Here is a 17,697-nt window from a genome sequence, read left to right as displayed (position 1 = left end):
CTTAAATGTGTATTTCTTAGAATCAACAGGAGCACTTGGACTTCCACTTGGTATCTCTTCTCCATTTGGATTTTTGACAATCTTATACGTCACTTTATATTCCGCTTTTCGATTCGTCAATGTTAAATCCTTATTATTACTTGGAGCATTCTTATCTTGCTCGGTAAAACTGATCGCAAATTCTTTAGAAGTGGCAGGATTGGTCTGATCATATCCTTCCGGTGCCTTTGTCTCTAAAAGTCGATAGGTCTTTCCGTTGGCAAGACCACGGATATTTAAAATGCCTTTCTCATTCGTATAAAACCGATTATTTTCCTTACTACCTGCATGACCGACCACTGTAACATTTTGAACATCCGAATCGATCCAGTTCCCTGTTCCGTCTTTTTCCTGTAGCTTGAATTCCGCTTTTTCAATCCCTTGTCCTGTTTTAACATCCGTCTTTAAAATGGCCATCCCATCTTTATACGTATGCAAGCTGATTTCTCCTACTACAAAATAGTTCTTCGCTGTCACTGTTTGACCTGATATGGTCGCTGTATTCTCTACCGAAGCCCCTGTCCTCATCACAGGTTTGACTAAATCAGCCGCAAAATCAAATTGAACTCTTGTGATAGGCCAATTTTTGATTTGATTATAAATTTGATCTATTATTTCCGAAGAAGTAATCAGCTTTTTTAAGGTATTACTCGCAGTAATTTCATAAACAGGAAATAAGCGTCTGATTACTTGTTCCTTCCCCAACTTATCACATAAAGCACCCCATGTATACATTTGGTTTGGATCTTTCGAACCAAGCTTCCCAAGGCTCGCTACCAGTCTTATATCTCCATTAGGACTCTCATAAATTCCATACTCTCCCGGCTTTAAGGAAGCTTTGAATTGTTCATAAGTTTGTCCCGATACCGCTTCTCTTTTTGTGAAAACATCCGTGAAATCAACAAGCCAACTTTCTTGTGGATTACTACAATTACCAGCTTTACCGTTACTATAAATCTGTTTTAATACAGGAGTTTTTCCATCCTTATATAAATGTATCCCTCTTAGAGCGGTTCTTTTCATCGTTATATCTTTATACACATCGCCCGGAAGTGTATCTTCCAGATAAGAAGTTTCGGTGGCTGAATAAGAACCATAAGCCTTATCATAGCCAAATAGGAAAGCAACAAGTGTCGATGAATCTGACGACGTTTCATTTTCTTTACCATCAACCGGAGATTTTACACGATACCGATAAATTGAATCATTCCAAGTCATCGTCCAATACGTGCTGGCATTTGTAGTGGAAGTCTTTCCAATTTTTGTGTGACCGTTAGTAAAAAATTTTGTTGGATCGCCAATGAAAGGTTTTGGATAAATCCCATAAAACTTATCTGTATTACTCAACCAATAATTCGACTTAACATTGATATTTGCGTTTTTATCCAAAATCTTTACTTTATCAATTCCTGTAGGATGTGCCGCATATGCCGCATCTACCTCTGCTTGTGTTGGAAAACCACCATAATATGCACTAACACTCCTTAGTGTTGTCGATATCGTCAACTTAGCCGATGTCTTAGTATTATTCTTTTTAGTAAATTTGATTCGAATCTTATCCTTGGTAATCGTGGCTTCCCCTAAAAGTGATCCATCTTCTGAATCCAAAACTGAAAGCCCAACACTTTCAAAGAATTCTCCTCGATCTGCTTTGATGGGAATTTCAATGACATCACCCGTTTGAATCGGTGTCCCTTTATTGACCGTTAAATCAATCTTATAATCCACATTCGAATTAAACGGCACCGATGAATGGAAATCATTCACGTTCGTAGAATCATGGATCTCAGCATTTGGTGACGTGATAGAATCAATCGTTACCTTATCTGTAATATCCGTCTCTGTTTCTCTGGCATAAATAGGCACTGAAAATAACCCAACTATCATAGTCAGTGACATCAAAAATGTGAAAATTTTTGAAAATATTTTTTGAATTTTCATATTTCTCTCCCCTTCATTGTAATTTCATAATAAGTGTAATACTGTCACAAAAAGCAGACTTTAAATTCCAAAAATGATACTCTAAACTCGTATAAGTGTGACTATGTCTAAAAAGAAAAATAGATACAGAAGAAGGGTGTCACATTAAGTCTACCTATTTTTCCATTTTCATAGAAGTTACCTTACTTATATCCCAGCTGTTTTAACCATCTTATGAATGTTGTATGACTGATTTCAAGAACTTTTGCGCCAGTACGAAGACTGACCTTTCCACTTTTCCAATCTTCTGCAACCGAAATAAAATTCTCCGGCATCTCCTTTTTTGGTCTGCCAAAAACAACCCCTCGCTTTTTCGCTTCTCGAATACCTTCTGATTGTCTTTGAAGAGTATTCTCTCTTTCTATTTGAGCTACATAAGACAAAATTTGTAGAACTATATTCGATATAAATTTTCCTGTCAGATCATACGATTTGTCCCTTGTATCCAGAAGAGGAAAATCAAGTACTATAATCTCTGCTCTTTTCTCTTTGGTGATTAAATTCCATTCTCGGATAATTTCATCATAGTTTCTTCCCAACCGATCAATTGATTTGATGTATACTTCGTCACTTTCTTTGAGCTTTTTTACAAGTTTTTTATATTTCTTTCGATTAAAATCTTTCCCACTGGCTTTATCAATGTATATTCTATTCATAGAAATATTTTCTTTTAGAATGACACTCAGCTGTCTATCTATATTTTGTTCCTTGGTCGAAACTCGAATATACCCATACTTCATCTATATACCTCCGCTGTTTCCATATATAAATTAGATCTTCTATGAATATCAATACCTTTAAAGATTCATGACTATATCCATTCCATAAGAGCTAAATATTCACCCTTCCAGCAAATCATACGCTTCTACCTGTTTGATAAAATCCGGATTTGATATTAATCTAAATATATATAAACCCATGACCATCAAAATGATAGTTTCAGTGCTAACCGATTTATATGACGAACAAATCCGATCAGTCATTTAAAAATCATGAGTTGGAACAATCCTTGTTCGTATTCATCTCATGCGCTACTTTTCATTAAAGTTTTATGTTGGAGGAAAATAATGCTGTTTGGAATACCTAAAGAAATATTTATTTATCTGGTTCTTTTTTTCACACTCTTGCCTATTATTGTTTTAAGTACAATGATTAAATCCTCTTATGTTAAAATCAGTCTTCAAAAAAAACTATGGATCATCTTACTGACACCTATACTGGCGACAGGAATCCTTATCTTAATAGCCAGTACCGTATCCATGTTTCTACGCTCATTCTCATCAGCTTCATCCGTCAATATGTATGCGTTCTTGGGAATGTGTTTGCTCATCCTATTTTTGTTAGTAGCGCCTCTTTATCTTCTTGTCTATATTTCCAAAGTGATTTGGACAAGAAAACACCCTGATTATGCCATCATCAAATTAGAAAAAAAGACACACTGGCCAAAAAGAGAAGGAGTTCTCTTTCTTTCAATAGACGAAAAACCTTTTGGAAAATCAGATGATTCGTTTCACTTATTAGAACAAATACTCATTACTTCAGGAGAACATAAAGTAGAATTCTCAAAATTTTCACAAAATACTATCGAAAGAATCAACCCTTATTATGAAGATTTTAGAGAAGAAATATCATTTCATTTTAAAAAAAATACCACCTACCTTGTCACATTTAAAGAAAAAGGAAAACTAAAAACATTCAATATTCAGGAACTTTCGTAATCACTTTTTAATTTCCTGAACGTTTTTTCTAAACTTTTAGGCCTGTGGCGTTCACTTCATCTCTTATTTAGTACCTGTTTGAGGTCATCTACTCATCATTATTTCTTCAATTTTAAACGAAACCACCATCGAATATAAGAAAAACAGAATGAATCATTTCCTGTAATGAATAGGAAATATCCATTCTGTTTTCGCTACTATCCGATCATCCATTTCACCCTATCCAGATGATGGGACATACACCAATTAAAGACTCTTTTTATGAATGCTCCTTAGTCCAGTCAATCACTTTCTTTAAGTATTTTCCTGTCCAACTTTCTTTCACTTCACAAATTTTTTCCGGACTACCTTGAGCTACAATTGTCCCACCTTGATCGCCCCCTTCCGGGCCAAGATCAATGATCCAATCTGCGTTTTTAATCACATCTAAATTATGTTCAATCACAATGACCGTATCCCCGTTTTCTACAATTCTTTGTAGAACGAAAATCAAGCGACTAACATCATCCGTATGCAACCCCGTTGTTGGTTCATCTAAAATATACACCGTCTTGCCGGTCGGCCTTTTTTGAAGTTCCGAAGCCAATTTCACTCGTTGCGCTTCTCCACCGGATAATGTTGTGGAAGATTGACCCAATTTCAAATAACCCAACCCAACATCTTGAAGTGTTTGTAGCTTATTCTTAATTCTTGGATGATTTTCAAAGAATAAAAGAGCCTCTTCCACAGACATTTCTAAAACATCATAAATATTTTTCCCTTTATAGGTACATTGAAGGGTTTCTTCATTATACCGTCTACCTTGACAGACTTCACATGGTACCATAACATCCGGTAAAAAGTTCATCGAAATGACTTTAATCCCATCCCCTTGACAATGTTCACAACGCCCTCCCTTAACATTAAAGGAAAAACGTCCTCGCTCATACCCCCGCATTCTCGCTTCCGGTGTTTTCGAAAAAACATCTCGAATCTCATCAAAAACACCTGTATATGTTGCCGGATTTGATCTTGGTGTTCGTCCAATGGGATTTTGATCGATTTGTACCAGTTTATCCACATTTTCCAAGCCTTTAATAGACTTAAAAGCTCCCGGGTGTACTTTACTTCGACCTAAGTTTTTTAAAACTGCTTTTACCAATACTTCATTCACCAGTGTACTCTTACCACTACCTGAAACACCCGTCACTAAAACCAATTCACCTAACGGAAATTTAACATGGATATTCTTTAGATTGTGTTCACAAGCTCCCTTAATTTCAATGAAATGCTTGTTTCCCTTACGTCTTATCTTAGGCATCGGTACAATCTTTTTCCCACTTAAGTATTGTCCTGTGATGGAATGTGGGGTATTCATAACTTCTTCCGGTGTCCCGTTAGCCATCACTTGACCACCATGAATGCCGGCCCCCGGACCAATATCAACTATCCAATCCGCTTCGCTCATCGTTTCTTCATCGTGTTCCACAATAATTAAAGAATTGCCTAAATCTCTCATTTTCTTTAATGTTTCAATCAAACGTTGATTATCCCTTTGATGTAGCCCAATAGAAGGTTCATCCAAAACATATAACACACCACTTAATTGCGAACCGATTTGCGTTGCCAAACGAATGCGCTGTGCTTCTCCACCAGATAAAGTACCTGCCAAACGATCTAGGGTTAAATAGTCCAAACCAACATTTTTTAAAAATGATAAGCGAGCTGATATCTCCTTCAACACCAATTCCGCAATCATCTTGGCTTCTTTATCTAATTTCAAAGACTGCACCCAATCCAAGGCTTTAACCACCGATTGTCTTGTAAAGTCATAGATGTTTTTATCTCCAACCAAAACAGATAAAGCTTCCGGATTCAATCGTTTTCCACCACACTTAGGACACGGACTCTCCACCATAAAACTGTGATACCATTCTTTACTCATAGAAGAAGTCGTTTCGACATAGCGACGTTCAATCATGGTTTTAACTCCTTCAATAAATTCATTTCTCGTATAACTTCTACCTGAAGAAGACGTAATCTGATAAGCAATCGGCCGATCTGAACCGTAGAGAATGCGATTTAATTGCTTCGTGGTGAATTTCTCAATCGGTGTATCTATATCTATTTCATAAGCTTTTAATAAAGTCGCAAATGTCTGCCACTCAATATTATCTGTTCCCACAATATTCTTATAATACCGAATACCACCTTCTCGAATGGTTTTATGACGATCCGGAATTAGGTTATCTAAATCAACTTCTTCGGTAATCCCCAAACCATGGCAACAATCACAAGCCCCTAAAGGGGCATTAAACGAAAATAAACGTGGTTCTAGATTCGGTACGGTAAAATCACATAGCGGACAGGCAAAATGAGAAGAAAAAGACAATTCCTCACGCCCATTCAACACCAACGCATGGCCCTTCGCTAAATTCAATGCCGTTTCTAAAGAGTCATGGATTCTGGATCGGGAATCTTCCTTCTTCACGATACGATCCACGATTACATCAATATCATGACGCTTGTTTTTTTCCAACTCTTTTATTTCTTCCAGCAAAAAAATAGATCCGTCCACCCGAATGCGAATATACCCTTCTTTCAGCCAATTTTGAAATTCTTCTTTAAAACTTCCTTTTTTATTGCGAACAACAGGAGCCAATAAACTCAAACGACTTCCATCTTCTAACCTCATCACTTGCTGAACCATTTCTGTAATCGTTTGACCTGTGATGGGAATATGATGATTTGGGCAATAGGGTATTCCAACACGAGCGTATAAAAGACGCAAATAATCGTAAATTTCCGTTACCGTGCCGACGGTTGAACGCGGGTTATTAGAAGTTGTCTTTTGATCAATGGAAATAGCTGGGCTTAAGCCCTCAATCAACTCCACATTCGGTTTCTCCACACCGCCTAAGAATTGTCTGGCATATGCCGACAAAGATTCCACATAACGACGTTGACCTTCTGCATAAATAGTATCAAAAGCTAAGCTGGTTTTTCCCGAACCGGATAATCCCGTCATCACCACCATTTTATTGCGCGGAATTTCCAAACTAATATTTTTTAAGTTATTTTCCTTTGCGCCTTTAATAATAATTTTTTTATGATTCATGTTTCTTCACCTCTTCTTGTAAATCAGACAAGAATTGCCAAGCTTGTTTCGGACTCAATTCATCCATATCCAATCCAGTTAAACGATCCTTCAGTCTTGAAACCATCGGATCTTCCCTCTTCATTTCTACAAATTGAAAACCGGCTTGTTGTAAATGATCTGCATTTTCTAAATCTCTTTGAATATCCTTCGCTCTTTCTAAAACCGATTCCGGTAAGCCAGCCAAGCGAGCCACATTGATTCCATACGAATGGCCTGCCGCCCCTTTTTCTACTTTGTATAAAAAGGTGACATCCTGATCCTTTTGTTTGACAGAAACGTGTTCATTGATCACACAATCTAAGTAATTTTCCATTTCCGTCAATTCATGATAGTGAGTACTAAACATCGTTTTAGCTTTTACCACATGAGCAATATATTCCATCATAGCCTGAGCCAAAGCCATGCCATCATAGGTTGAAGTGCCACGCCCGATTTCATCAAATAAAATCAATGAACGATTCGTCGCTTCTTGTAAAGCCTGATTCGCCTCTTTCATTTCCACCATGAACGTCGAATGACCACTCAAGATATCATCACTGGCTCCAATACGAGTAAAGATTTTATCAAAGATAGGCATGACACACTGTTTCGCTGGCACATAACAACCAATTTGAGCCAATAAAACAATCAAAGCCACTTGACGCATATAAGTGCTTTTACCACCCATATTTGGTCCGGTGATTAAATCCAAGTATTTCTCAGCATCTAGGTGAATGTCATTCGCCACATATCTTGGATGCTTCATTTGTGCCTCTAAAATAGGATGCTTCCCGGATTGAATATCTAAAATCACATCATCAAAAACAGGACGTACATATTGGTGCTTTTGACTCATTTCAGCCAAATTCGCATAGACATCCACTTGTGATAAAGCCCGAGCCAGTATTTGTAACGGCCATAATTGATCTTTGATAGAATTCATCAACTCTTGAAATAATTTCTTTTCCAATTCCACCGCTCTTTGGGAAGCATGTAAAATACGATCTTCTTCCGCCTTTAATTCTTCTGAAATAAAACGTTCATTGTTGGTCAATGTCTGTTTACGGGTATAGCCCCATTCCGGAAGTACCGACTGTGCCGCCACTTTTGAGATTTCAATATAATAGCCAAAGACCTTGTTATAGGCAATCTTCAAGGTTTTAATCCCTGTTCGTTCTCTTTCCTTGGCTTCTAAATGCATGATAAAATCCTGTCCATTTTTTTGAATAGAACGCACTTCATCCAATGCTGCACTGTAACCATCCTTAAACAGCCCACCATTTGATATTAATAAAGGCGGATTCTCTACTAAAGCCGAATCAATTTTTTCAAACAAGTCCGGTAGAACATCTAAATGTTGAAACTCAGGAAAAAAAGACTCTGGCAAACGATTCAACACATCGGGAACTTCTGCTAAAGTCTTTCCCAAACGCTGTACGTCCACCGCATTCGCTGAGCCAATCGCACAACGCGTGATAATTCTTTCCAAATCATAAATACGGCTTAAATGATCCCGAATGAAAGAACGATCCATCATATTTTCCATCATCCAATTGACTTTATTCAAACGCTCTTCAATTTTTTCTTTCTGAATTAAAGGACGTTCAATCCATTTTTTCAATTCACGTGAACCCATCGCACTGGCACAATGATCTAAGAAAGACCAAAGTGTCACAGCCCTGGCACTTTGTCGAAGCGGTTGTACCAATTCCAAGTTTAATCTGGTTGAAAAATCCATGTATAAAGCCTCTTCCTCTTTCTCTAAACTTGGTTGACGTAAATGTGTCAATGCTTGTTTTTGGGTATTTTGAAGATAATTCAACATTCTCCCATAAGCTTTTAATAAAGCTTCTTTTTGAATATCTATGATTAAAGAGTCATATATTGAATCAATCTTGGTTTCATCACTAATGGAAATAAGAATCCCTTGTTCTTGAATCTGATTTTTTAATTTTTCAGAAAATGAAGAAGAAACCACACATTCTCGCACATTTGCTTTTAATAAGCTTTGAATTAAATGTACACTTTGATGATCAATTTCCTCAACATAATTTTCACCCGTACTCATTTCCACAATCGCTAAACTATAGCCATAAACCATATCTTCAATAGCGGCTAAATAGACACTTTGTCTATCGTCTTGAATTTCATCCACCATAGTTCCCGGGGTAATGATGCGAATCACATCTCTTTCCACCAATCCTTGACTTAACTTAGGATCGGTCAATTGTTCGCAAATCGCCACTTTAAATCCCTTGTTCACTAATCTTGGAATGTACGCATTCACAGCATGAAAAGGAACCCCGCACATAGGAATCCTTTCTTCAACGCCTGCTGCTTTTCCTGTTAATACCAAGTCCAGTTCTTTCGAGGCTTTCACAGCATCTTCAAAAAACATTTCATAAAAATCACCCACGCGATAAAACAATAAAGTATCCGGATAATTCTTTTTGACATTTAAATATTGTTCCATCATGGGTGTGTATTTCTCTGCCATACTGCCTCCTAAATTTCATTGACTGTCATCTCTCAAAAAAATTGATTTCTTTACTGATTCGGTTTTTCCCGTATTTCTTTTAATATATCCATTCGTAACATCGTAGAACAAGCCCCAAACAACAACTCTTCTCCATCACAACTATGATCAACTTGACTACAACCCGCTTCTTTTAACAAAAATTCATCTAACAAACTAGAATCATACAAACGAACGGTCAATCGATCCATACTAGAATCTATTTGTTGAATATTAGAAACATCACCCAAAGCTAGAAGTACCTTTTGCACCATCTTGTTTCGTTTTCCGGAATGAAAAATATCCAAAGCCAAATATTTAAAATAAAAGCGTGTCATGACTATCGATAAAATCAAAAAGACGATTCCAATCACCACAATCCACATCAAGTTCTGATGTAAAAAAGTTTCGTTTAGGTAATGAAGGTATTCTGTCAGTGTCCCCGGCATGGCCATAAAAGTATGACTTTCACTTGTGAGATAGCCTAAACGAATCTGAGTGATTTGTAAAAAAGCATATAGTAAGCCATTGATTCCTGCATAGAACATAAACAATAATGGACTTAAAAATAATAAAGCCAACTGGATCGGAAGAGAAACCCCAGCTAACCAAGAAGTCACAGTCAATAAAAGATAACGCCCCATTTTTTTCTTACGTTTAGCTCGGTTGGTTTCCAAAAAGAAAAAAGTCCAAATCAAACCGGGTACAATCACTAAATTCATCGCATAGAAAGGAGTAAACAAATGACCCGCTAAAGCAGTCGTTTGATTGGCACTCATTTGAGCTGTCCAAATATACGCATCACCTTTGATAATACCGCCTGCTAAATTGACCCAAGTCCCCCCGTTCAATCCATACCAGAAAGGTTGGCGAACAAAAGCCCCGAGGTGAAATGTTTGTAATAATTTATCCATCAAGCCAAACAAGCCAATTCGAAATGAATCATTGGTATCCATGGCTATATAGGCATTGATATATTCAATTCCCTTGATAAAAAACGGCCAAACAAAGCCCATCCCAATACCAATGAAGGTGCAAAGAAATCCTGTTTTTAATAACAATTTTGTTTCCAAGCCAATCATAGTTTCTTTTTTTTCTCTATTTCTTTTCTGTACAAAACCACAAATGGCCGTCACCAATAAAACACCTACTAACCCTGTCTGTAAAGGATAACGCAACGTCGAACTGGACAATAAAGAACGATGAATATCAAAAATTTTAGCATAGGCAAAAGTTGGTAACTCAACTGTAGGTGCAATGAGCGTTCCTACGATATAGCCAACATAAGAAACCACCGCACTAACTCCCATTCTTTTTTCAAACGCAAACGAAAGAAGCACCATAAAAGGAAAATTGATGATCACAAAACGAGCGACTTGCATCAATAACGTTCCCAATGCAAACAGGTAATTATTTTGTACCAATATATTCAATCCATAATAAGGATTTATCAAAACATTTGATAGACCGGCCAAAAGAAGAGATAAAGACAAAACTTCCAACGGTGTTTTTAAAATCGCATAAATAGCGTGCCAGGTTTTCATCTTTCCTCCTTTTCTAAAACAATGATTTTAAATTATCTAGGGGATTTAACCAATTGGTTCGTAAAACACGTACCTTTTTTTCTTTAGAATAGCGTATTTCTACATCATGGATTCCTTTTAAAGAGACCACCTTTGAATCGGCTCCCAAAACCGCATCTTCAAAATCTTTCGATTGAAAATGGAGCACTGTATTCCACGGAAAAACAATCGGCACATTCAAAGATTGATATTTCTGATTATGAATGCCCGCAATTTCCACCATTTGCATCGCTTCTAAACCATCCGCTATCACCGCTCCTCCTAAGGAACGATTATAAGCCGTTGAACCGGCTTGTGTACTGACACAAACCCCTGAGCTTCTTAAGTTTTCAAAGAAATGATCGTTCACAAAAACATCGGTGATTTGCGTGTGCATCACATTTTCAATGCGAATTTCATTCACAGCATAAATCACTTCATCGTCAATTTTTGTTTCTAACAAAGGAAGAACTTGTTCGTAATAATCTCCCTCTAATGCCTTTAAATAAGCTTCAAAATCTTCCCACTTATATTGTGCAAAAAAGCCCAGTGTTCCGGTTTGAATCGGATAATATAAAGGCTGTACATCTACATACTCATGAGCCGCATGAATAAAAGCTCCGTCACCCCCAATCACAAAAACCAAGTCTGGTTGTATCAGGTTTTCTTTCCAACCTTTTTCAATCATTCGGTTTTGGATAGCTTCTTTTAATTGCATGGAAGTCGCATCAGGGCGAGCAATACAAACAAATTGATTCATTTTCTTCATAAAGATAGTATAACAAGTTTCCTATCAGAATAGTAAAAAACCAAGTTTTTCAACTTGGTTTAAGAAATGATCGTCCCCGGTTCCAAGCCATTGACTTCCACCAAGCCAATACGCCCTTCTTCCTTACCTGCCAATAACATTCCCTTAGATTCTAACCCACGGATCATCACCGGTTTTAAGTTGGCAATGACCACAACTCTCTTACCGATAACTTGACCAGGCATATAACTCTGCGCCAAGCCACTCACAATTTGACGAATATCTCCACCGCCCAAATCAACCGTTAAGACAAACAACTTATCTGCATTGGGATGTCTTTGGCAAGTTAAAACCTTCGCCACTTTCAAATCCAATTTGCTAAAATCTTCTAAATCCACCAGTGGTTTCTTAGGAATAGATCTCTTTTTTTGTTCCTGAATGTACTTGGTATTAGCTGCTTCAATTTGTTGAGCAACGTCTTTTTCGTTTAAGCGTTGGAATAAAATTTCCGGTTGTCCCACCACCTGAATATCTGTTTCCAACAAACCGAACGTATCGCAAGATTCAAAAGAAGTTTGTTGAGTATTTAAGTTGGCTAAAATCTTGGCTGACGTTTCCGGTAAGAAAGGTCTTAATAAAATACCACCAATGCGAATCGCTTCCAATAAGTTATACAAAACAGTCGCCAATCGACCAATTTGATCACTGTCTTTAGCTAAAGACCACGGCATTGTTTCATCAATATATTTATTACAACGAGAAAACAATTCCAAAATAGTCCCTATGGCATCTTGAACCCTCAATTCTTCCATCTGAGCTTTCACATCCGTTACTTTACCTAAAATCGTCCGCTTAAATTCCGTATCCAACGTTTCATCTACATGAGGATTAGCAACTATACCATTGAAATATTTGTTTTGCATAGAAATCGTTCGATTAACCAAATTACCCATATTATTCGCTAAATCAGAATTGATTCTTTCCATCATCAAGTCATAGGTAATATGTCCATCTTGAGCAAATGGCATCTCATGTAAGAAAATATAACGCATCGCATCCACTCCAAAAACATGCACCATATCGTCCGCATAGATCACATTACCCAAAGACTTTGACATCTTTGACTCACCAACCATCAACCACGGATGACCAAAGACTTGTTTCGGAAGCGGTAAATCTAATGCCATCAACATAATTGGCCAGTAAATCGTATGGAAACGGATGATATCTTTTCCAATCAAATGCAAATCGGCCGGCCAATATTTTTTAAATAATGGATCATGATTGCCATCCACCTCATAGCCAAGACCGGTAATATAATTGCTTAACGCATCAATCCAAACATAAATCACGTGTTTTGGATCAAAATCTACCGGAATTCCCCACTTAAAAGAAGTGCGAGAAACACTTAGATCTTGTAAACCGGGTTTTAAAAAGTTATTCACGATTTCATTTTTACGGCTTTCCGGTTGAATAAAATCAGGATGATCCTCAATATACTTCATTAAACGATCGGCATATTTACTCATTCGGAAGAAATAAGTTTCTTCCTTCATTGGTTTCACTTTGCCACCACACACTGGGCAGCATCCTTCTTCCGTTAATTGACTGGTTGTAAAGAAAGCTTCATCTTCTTCACAATACATACCCTCATATTCACCTTTATAAATATCCCCTTGATCATAAAATTTCCTAAAAATCTTTTGGACTTGTTTCTCATGATCAGCATCCGTGGTACGAATAAAACGATCGTATTGAACATTCATGACATCAAATTGTTTCTTAACAATCGTAGCCATTTCATCCACAAATGCTTTTGGTGTTTTTCCTTGTTCTTGTGCCTTTTGTTCGACCTTTTGACCATGTTCATCCGTTCCAGTTTGAAAACGAACATCATATCCTTCCATTTTCTTATAGCGAGCAATCGCATCAGCTAAAACAATTTCATAGACATTACCAATATGTGGTTTGCCGGATGTATATGCAATCGCTGTTGTTATATAATATGGTTTCTTTTCGCTCATCAATGGACTCCTCCTTGCACAAATGAGTGCTTCTCATTTATTATAGCAAAGACTTTGCTATAATTTACTGAAATCATCATATTTCACTTGCATATCCCTTTAGAATTAAAGTACAATTGTCTTGTATTTGAAACCTTAAAAATTTTCGTAATACATAGTAAGGAGATTCATTCAATGTTAACTGGAAAAGTTAAATGGTTCGACGATCAAAAGGGCTATGGATTTATCACATCCGATGATGAAGGTAAAGATATTTTCGTTCACTTCTCTGCTATCAAAGAAGGCGATGAAAATGGGCATAAAACTTTAAAAGAAGGTCAAGCCGTTCAATTTGAAGTTGAAGAAGGTGAAAAAGGCCCTCACGCTTCAAATGTAGAAAAGCTATAATTTAAACATTATGACTTAAAAAAGAGTGGTAACACTCTTTTTTAATTCCTCAAAACTGAACCATCTTTCTGAACAACTACCCGGTATTGATTCGTTATCGTCCATCTTCAATTAAAAACCCATGTCCTATGTCACGAGTCATCTCTACATAGAAACATGGGAGCAATACTTTAACCCTTTAATAAAGCAGTGTATGCAGCCATCGTAATGTAATTATATGGCTGATTGAAATGAGGCATAAAGAAGATATCACAAAGCGCCAATTCTTTAATCGTCACTTTCTTTTGAATGGCCAGTGAGAATGTATGAATCACTGCCGACATATCATAATTGGAAGCAAGCTGACAACCCACAATCACTTTATCACTCTTACGATATACAATTCTAATCTTCACTTTCGGATTTTCAACTTCCATAAAGGCCGGTTTTTGTGTATCTTCAAAATCAACATAATCGACCTCAATTCCTTCCTTCTTCGCCGCACTTAGACTCATCCCGGTACAAACTAACTTATAGTCATAAATCATCAATGCACTGGAGCCTTGTACACCTTCTGTTTCAATCTTTGTACCACATACATTATGGCCGGCAATCAAACCACTACGTACCGCATTCGTTGCTAGCGCAATATAATTGACACGCTCTCTTGCATTATCATAAACAGTTGCACAATCACCAATCGCATAAACATCCTGATCCGATGTCAATTGATTTTTGTTGACAAGGTAAGCACCGTTCTTATATTTTTCCAAATGTGCCTTGCCAAGCATACTATTTGGATGAAAGCCGATAGCGCAAATCACCATATCCGCTTCATACGTTCCCTTGTTTGTTCTAAGACCACTTACTTTTGTATCTCCTAAAATTTCTTCTACCGTTTCCCCTAAGACAAACTTAATTCCATGTTCCTTCATCACCGATAGCATATTATCGGAAAACTCAGTATCAAAATAACCATTTAAGATATGCTCTTCCATATCTATCAGCGTAACTTCTTTTTGTAGCCTTTCAAAAGCTTCTGCCAATTCGATCCCGATATATCCACCACCAAGGACAATCACACGTTTGTATTCATTCGTCTTCAGCTTATCAATGACTTCTTGAGCGTTTTGGTATAACTTAACCATTTGCACATTTTCCAAATCCATTCCCGGAATACGTGGTTGGTTCGGTAAGCTTCCCGTTGCCAAAATAAGCTTATCATAGTGATCTTTGACAATAGTGCCATCTTTCAAACGAACCGTAACCATCTTCTGATCATAATCAATGTCCTGTACTTCACTTTCGAGATGTACTTTCGCTCCCTTTTTCTCAAAATCTTCCGGTTTCTGATAAAATAAGCCGTTTCCATCATGAATTTGTTGCCCAATCCATAACGCCATCCCACATCCTAAAAAAGATATGTTACTGTTTCTGTCATAAATCGTAAGCTCATTTCCCGGATAGCTTAAAATTGTGTTGGCACAAGCCGTACCTGCATGGTTTGCACCAATTTGAATAATTTTGGTCATATCAATAACCCTCCTGTTTCAAAGACTAAATAATTAAATCACAACTGTCAATTTATATGCCCCTTCTTTTCTACAAAACTTTTCTCTAGTAAAACACAAAAAATCCCGAGAGAAACCTCAACGGATTCTTTCAGGATCCTTTTTACTTAAACATATCAAAATGATAATCTTCGTAAACTCTGGAAACAGGTTCATGACCACGAATTGCCAAAATCGTTTTGGCCAGCATATTCGAAATTGAAATAATTCTTACCTTGGTACTTCTGGCCTTCTTATCCTCATCCATCGGAATCGTATCAGAAATAACCATTTCCTTAATAGGCGAATGCTCAATCTTTTCAATCGCATCTCGTGAGAAAATACCATGTGTGATACCGGTATAAATTTCTTTTGCTCCACGATCCTTTAAAATTTGACATCCAGCCACCAAAGAACCCGCCGTATCACAAATATCATCAATGACAATACAGGTCTTACCCTCTACATCACCAATCACATTCTGGGCTTCTACCATGTTAGGCTTAGGTCTTCTCTTATCAATGATCGCAATAGGTGCATCCAAAATATCCGCTAATCGTCTAGCCCGAGTCACTCCCCCGTGATCCGGAGAAACCACCACTAAATCTTCATTCGGAATGTGCAAGGACTTAAAATATTCTCCCAACATCGGAACAGCCGTCAAGTCATCAATTGGAATATCAAAGTATCCCTGAATCTGAGCAGCATGCAAATCAAACGTTACCACACGATTAGCACCAGCGACCTGCAATAAATTAGCTACTAATTTTGAAGTGATTGGTTGACGTGGTTTTGCTTTGCGATCTTGTCTGGCATAGCCAAAATAAGGCATGATAACATTGATCTCACCAGCCGAGGCACGCTTACAAGCATCAATACAAACCAAGACTTCCATTAAATGTTCCGTAACAGGTGTACAAGTGGATTGGACAATAAAAACTGAACGGCCACGAACCGATTCTTGCGGTTCTACTAAAATTTCACCATCAGCGAAATGTTCCACTTTGATCTTTCCTAGAGGAATTTGTAACGCTTCACAAATGGCGGACGCAAGATTGGTACTGGAAGTGAGTGCAAACACAACTGTTTCTTTTAACATGGGGGCTATTTCTCTCCTTAACTGATTAGATTATAGCCTAATTTAAGCGTTTTCTAAATGGATAAAATACTATTTTCCTCAATTTCTTCATCTTCTAAGAAAATACCGGGATAAAGCGTAGAACCCGTATGTACCACACTATGCCCATAGATGAAAACATTCGGATAAAGAAATACGTCCGATTCTAATTTCACATAAGGACCCACGTAAGTATGATCCGGATCCACCATCTGAACACCGGCTTTCATCCATTCCGCATTAATCCTTTTTTGTAAATATTTACCAGAAGAAGCGACTTCCACCAAACTATTCAATCCTTCCACTTCATGATAATCTTCAACCACCTTAGCTTGAACCGTATATCCCTTTTCTTTAAAAATAGCCACTACATCGGTTAAATAATATTCCTTTTGGGCATTATCATTTTTCAACAAATCCAAGGCTTCAAATAATTTCTTCGTTCGAAATGCATAAATGCCGGAATTAATTTCCCGAATAGCCAACTCTTGATCATTAGCATCTTTAGCTTCTACAATTTTTTCCACTGAGCCATCCTTTAAACGAATGACTCTTCCATATGCACCAGCATCCTTTAAAACAGCTGTCAAAACCATCATGTCACAATTTTCTTCCATATCGTATAAAGAAGCATAAGTTTCTGGACGCACATTCGGACAATCCCCACTCGCCACAATCGTAATTCCATCCAGCTCTTTCAATTGTGTCGCTTGTTTGACCGCATGCCCTGTTCCCAATTGTTTTGCTTGTAAGGCAAATTCACATTGGCCGGCTAATTGACGTTCTACTTCTTCATGTTGAAAACCAACCACCGTCACAATTCTTTCGCTACCTGCTTTTTTCAACCCATCAATCACCCATTGCACCATGGGTACGCCCAAAACAGGATGTAATACTTTGGCTAACTTTGAGTTCATTCGGGTACCTTTACCACCCGCCATAATAATCGCTGACTTCATC

The 17,697-nt window shown here is 37.4% G+C and carries 12 protein-coding genes; 2 read left to right on the top strand and 10 right to left on the bottom strand.

Annotated features, from left to right (window positions below; genetic code table 11):
- On the bottom strand, positions 1-1,980 hold a 1,980-nt coding region (locus tag HMPREF9013_RS02440; RefSeq protein ID WP_006626790.1), incomplete at its 3' end, for a prealbumin-like fold domain-containing protein.
- Positions 1,981-2,162: 182 nt separating this feature from the next.
- The gene (locus HMPREF9013_RS02435) at positions 2,163-2,759 is read right to left on the bottom strand and encodes a recombinase family protein (protein ID WP_006626789.1); all 597 of its coding nucleotides are present in this window, start codon (positions 2,757-2,759) and stop codon (positions 2,163-2,165) included.
- A gap of 639 nt (positions 2,760-3,398) precedes the next feature.
- Here HMPREF9013_RS02435 and HMPREF9013_RS07530 point away from each other — a divergent pair.
- Positions 3,399-3,737 carry a hypothetical protein gene (locus tag HMPREF9013_RS07530; RefSeq protein WP_198002109.1) on the top strand — a complete coding sequence of 113 codons (339 nt, stop codon included), beginning with the start codon at positions 3,399-3,401 and terminating at the stop codon, positions 3,735-3,737.
- 259 nt (positions 3,738-3,996) lie between these two features.
- Here HMPREF9013_RS07530 and uvrA read toward each other — a convergent pair whose 3' ends face one another.
- From uvrA to metG, 5 genes are read right to left on the bottom strand one after another with little or no spacing between them, the layout of a single operon-like run.
- The gene (gene uvrA, locus HMPREF9013_RS02425) at positions 3,997-6,834 is read right to left on the bottom strand and encodes an excinuclease ABC subunit UvrA (RefSeq protein ID WP_006626787.1); all 2,838 of its coding nucleotides are present in this window, start codon (positions 6,832-6,834) and stop codon (positions 3,997-3,999) included.
- Complete coding sequence (mutS, locus tag HMPREF9013_RS02420) at positions 6,824-9,352, bottom strand: DNA mismatch repair protein MutS (protein ID WP_006626786.1); 2,529 nt, start codon at positions 9,350-9,352, stop codon at positions 6,824-6,826. The genes uvrA and mutS overlap by 11 nt, the downstream gene beginning before the upstream one ends.
- A 50-nt stretch (positions 9,353-9,402) precedes the next feature.
- A complete protein-coding gene (locus tag HMPREF9013_RS02415) occupies positions 9,403-10,914 on the bottom strand; it encodes a hypothetical protein (RefSeq protein WP_006626785.1) in 1,512 nt (503 codons plus the stop codon).
- Positions 10,915-10,927: 13 nt separating this feature from the next.
- Positions 10,928-11,701 carry a diacylglycerol kinase catalytic domain-containing protein gene (locus tag HMPREF9013_RS02410; protein WP_006626784.1) on the bottom strand — a complete coding sequence of 258 codons (774 nt, stop codon included), beginning with the start codon at positions 11,699-11,701 and terminating at the stop codon, positions 10,928-10,930.
- Positions 11,702-11,760: 59 nt separating this feature from the next.
- Positions 11,761-13,704: a methionine--tRNA ligase gene (gene metG, locus HMPREF9013_RS02405; protein WP_006626783.1), complete on the bottom strand. Its 1,944-nt coding sequence runs from the start codon at positions 13,702-13,704 to the stop codon at positions 11,761-11,763.
- 174 nt (positions 13,705-13,878) lie between these two features.
- Here metG and HMPREF9013_RS02400 point away from each other — a divergent pair, with 174 nt between their 5' ends.
- The gene (locus HMPREF9013_RS02400; RefSeq protein WP_006626782.1) at positions 13,879-14,091 is read left to right on the top strand and encodes a cold-shock protein; all 213 of its coding nucleotides are present in this window, start codon (positions 13,879-13,881) and stop codon (positions 14,089-14,091) included.
- Between the two features lie 170 nt (positions 14,092-14,261).
- Here HMPREF9013_RS02400 and nox read toward each other — a convergent pair whose 3' ends face one another.
- The 3 genes from nox to HMPREF9013_RS02385 form a co-directional block, all read right to left on the bottom strand.
- Entirely contained in the window at positions 14,262-15,602 is a 1,341-nt protein-coding gene (gene nox / locus HMPREF9013_RS02395) for a H2O-forming NADH oxidase (RefSeq protein ID WP_006626781.1), read from the bottom strand.
- A gap of 142 nt (positions 15,603-15,744) precedes the next feature.
- On the bottom strand, positions 15,745-16,719 hold the full coding sequence (locus tag HMPREF9013_RS02390) for a ribose-phosphate diphosphokinase (RefSeq protein ID WP_006626780.1): 975 nt from the start codon (positions 16,717-16,719) through the stop codon (positions 15,745-15,747).
- A gap of 53 nt (positions 16,720-16,772) precedes the next feature.
- Positions 16,773-17,696 (bottom strand): NTP transferase domain-containing protein, encoded by a 924-nt coding sequence (locus tag HMPREF9013_RS02385; protein ID WP_006626779.1) that lies wholly within the window; start codon positions 17,694-17,696, stop codon positions 16,773-16,775.
- Position 17,697: the final 1 nt, after the last annotated feature.

Origin of the sequence: Bulleidia extructa W1219 (genome assembly GCF_000177375.1) — a bacterium.
In the GTDB taxonomy this organism is placed as follows: domain Bacteria; phylum Bacillota_I; class Bacilli_A; order Erysipelotrichales; family Erysipelotrichaceae; genus Bulleidia; species Bulleidia extructa.
The sequence above is the reverse complement of the archived record's forward strand: the minus strand, read 5'-3'. Positions and strand labels throughout refer to the sequence as shown.

Coding starts and splice junctions, on each gene's coding strand:
- HMPREF9013_RS02410 (WP_006626784.1), bottom strand. CDS start 11,701: ATGAAGAAAATGAATCAATTTGTTTGTATTGCTCGCCCTGATGCGACT.
- uvrA (WP_006626787.1), bottom strand. CDS start 6,834: ATGAATCATAAAAAAATTATTATTAAAGGCGCAAAGGAAAATAACTTA.
- HMPREF9013_RS02385 (WP_006626779.1), bottom strand. CDS start 17,696: ATGAAGTCAGCGATTATTATGGCGGGTGGTAAAGGTACCCGAATGAAC.
- mutS (WP_006626786.1), bottom strand. CDS start 9,352: ATGGCAGAGAAATACACACCCATGATGGAACAATATTTAAATGTCAAA.
- HMPREF9013_RS02400 (WP_006626782.1), top strand. CDS start 13,879: ATGTTAACTGGAAAAGTTAAATGGTTCGACGATCAAAAGGGCTATGGA.
- HMPREF9013_RS02435 (WP_006626789.1), bottom strand. CDS start 2,759: ATGAAGTATGGGTATATTCGAGTTTCGACCAAGGAACAAAATATAGAT.
- nox (WP_006626781.1), bottom strand. CDS start 15,602: ATGACCAAAATTATTCAAATTGGTGCAAACCATGCAGGTACGGCTTGT.
- HMPREF9013_RS02415 (WP_006626785.1), bottom strand. CDS start 10,914: ATGAAAACCTGGCACGCTATTTATGCGATTTTAAAAACACCGTTGGAA.
- HMPREF9013_RS02390 (WP_006626780.1), bottom strand. CDS start 16,719: ATGTTAAAAGAAACAGTTGTGTTTGCACTCACTTCCAGTACCAATCTT.
- metG (WP_006626783.1), bottom strand. CDS start 13,704: ATGAGCGAAAAGAAACCATATTATATAACAACAGCGATTGCATATACA.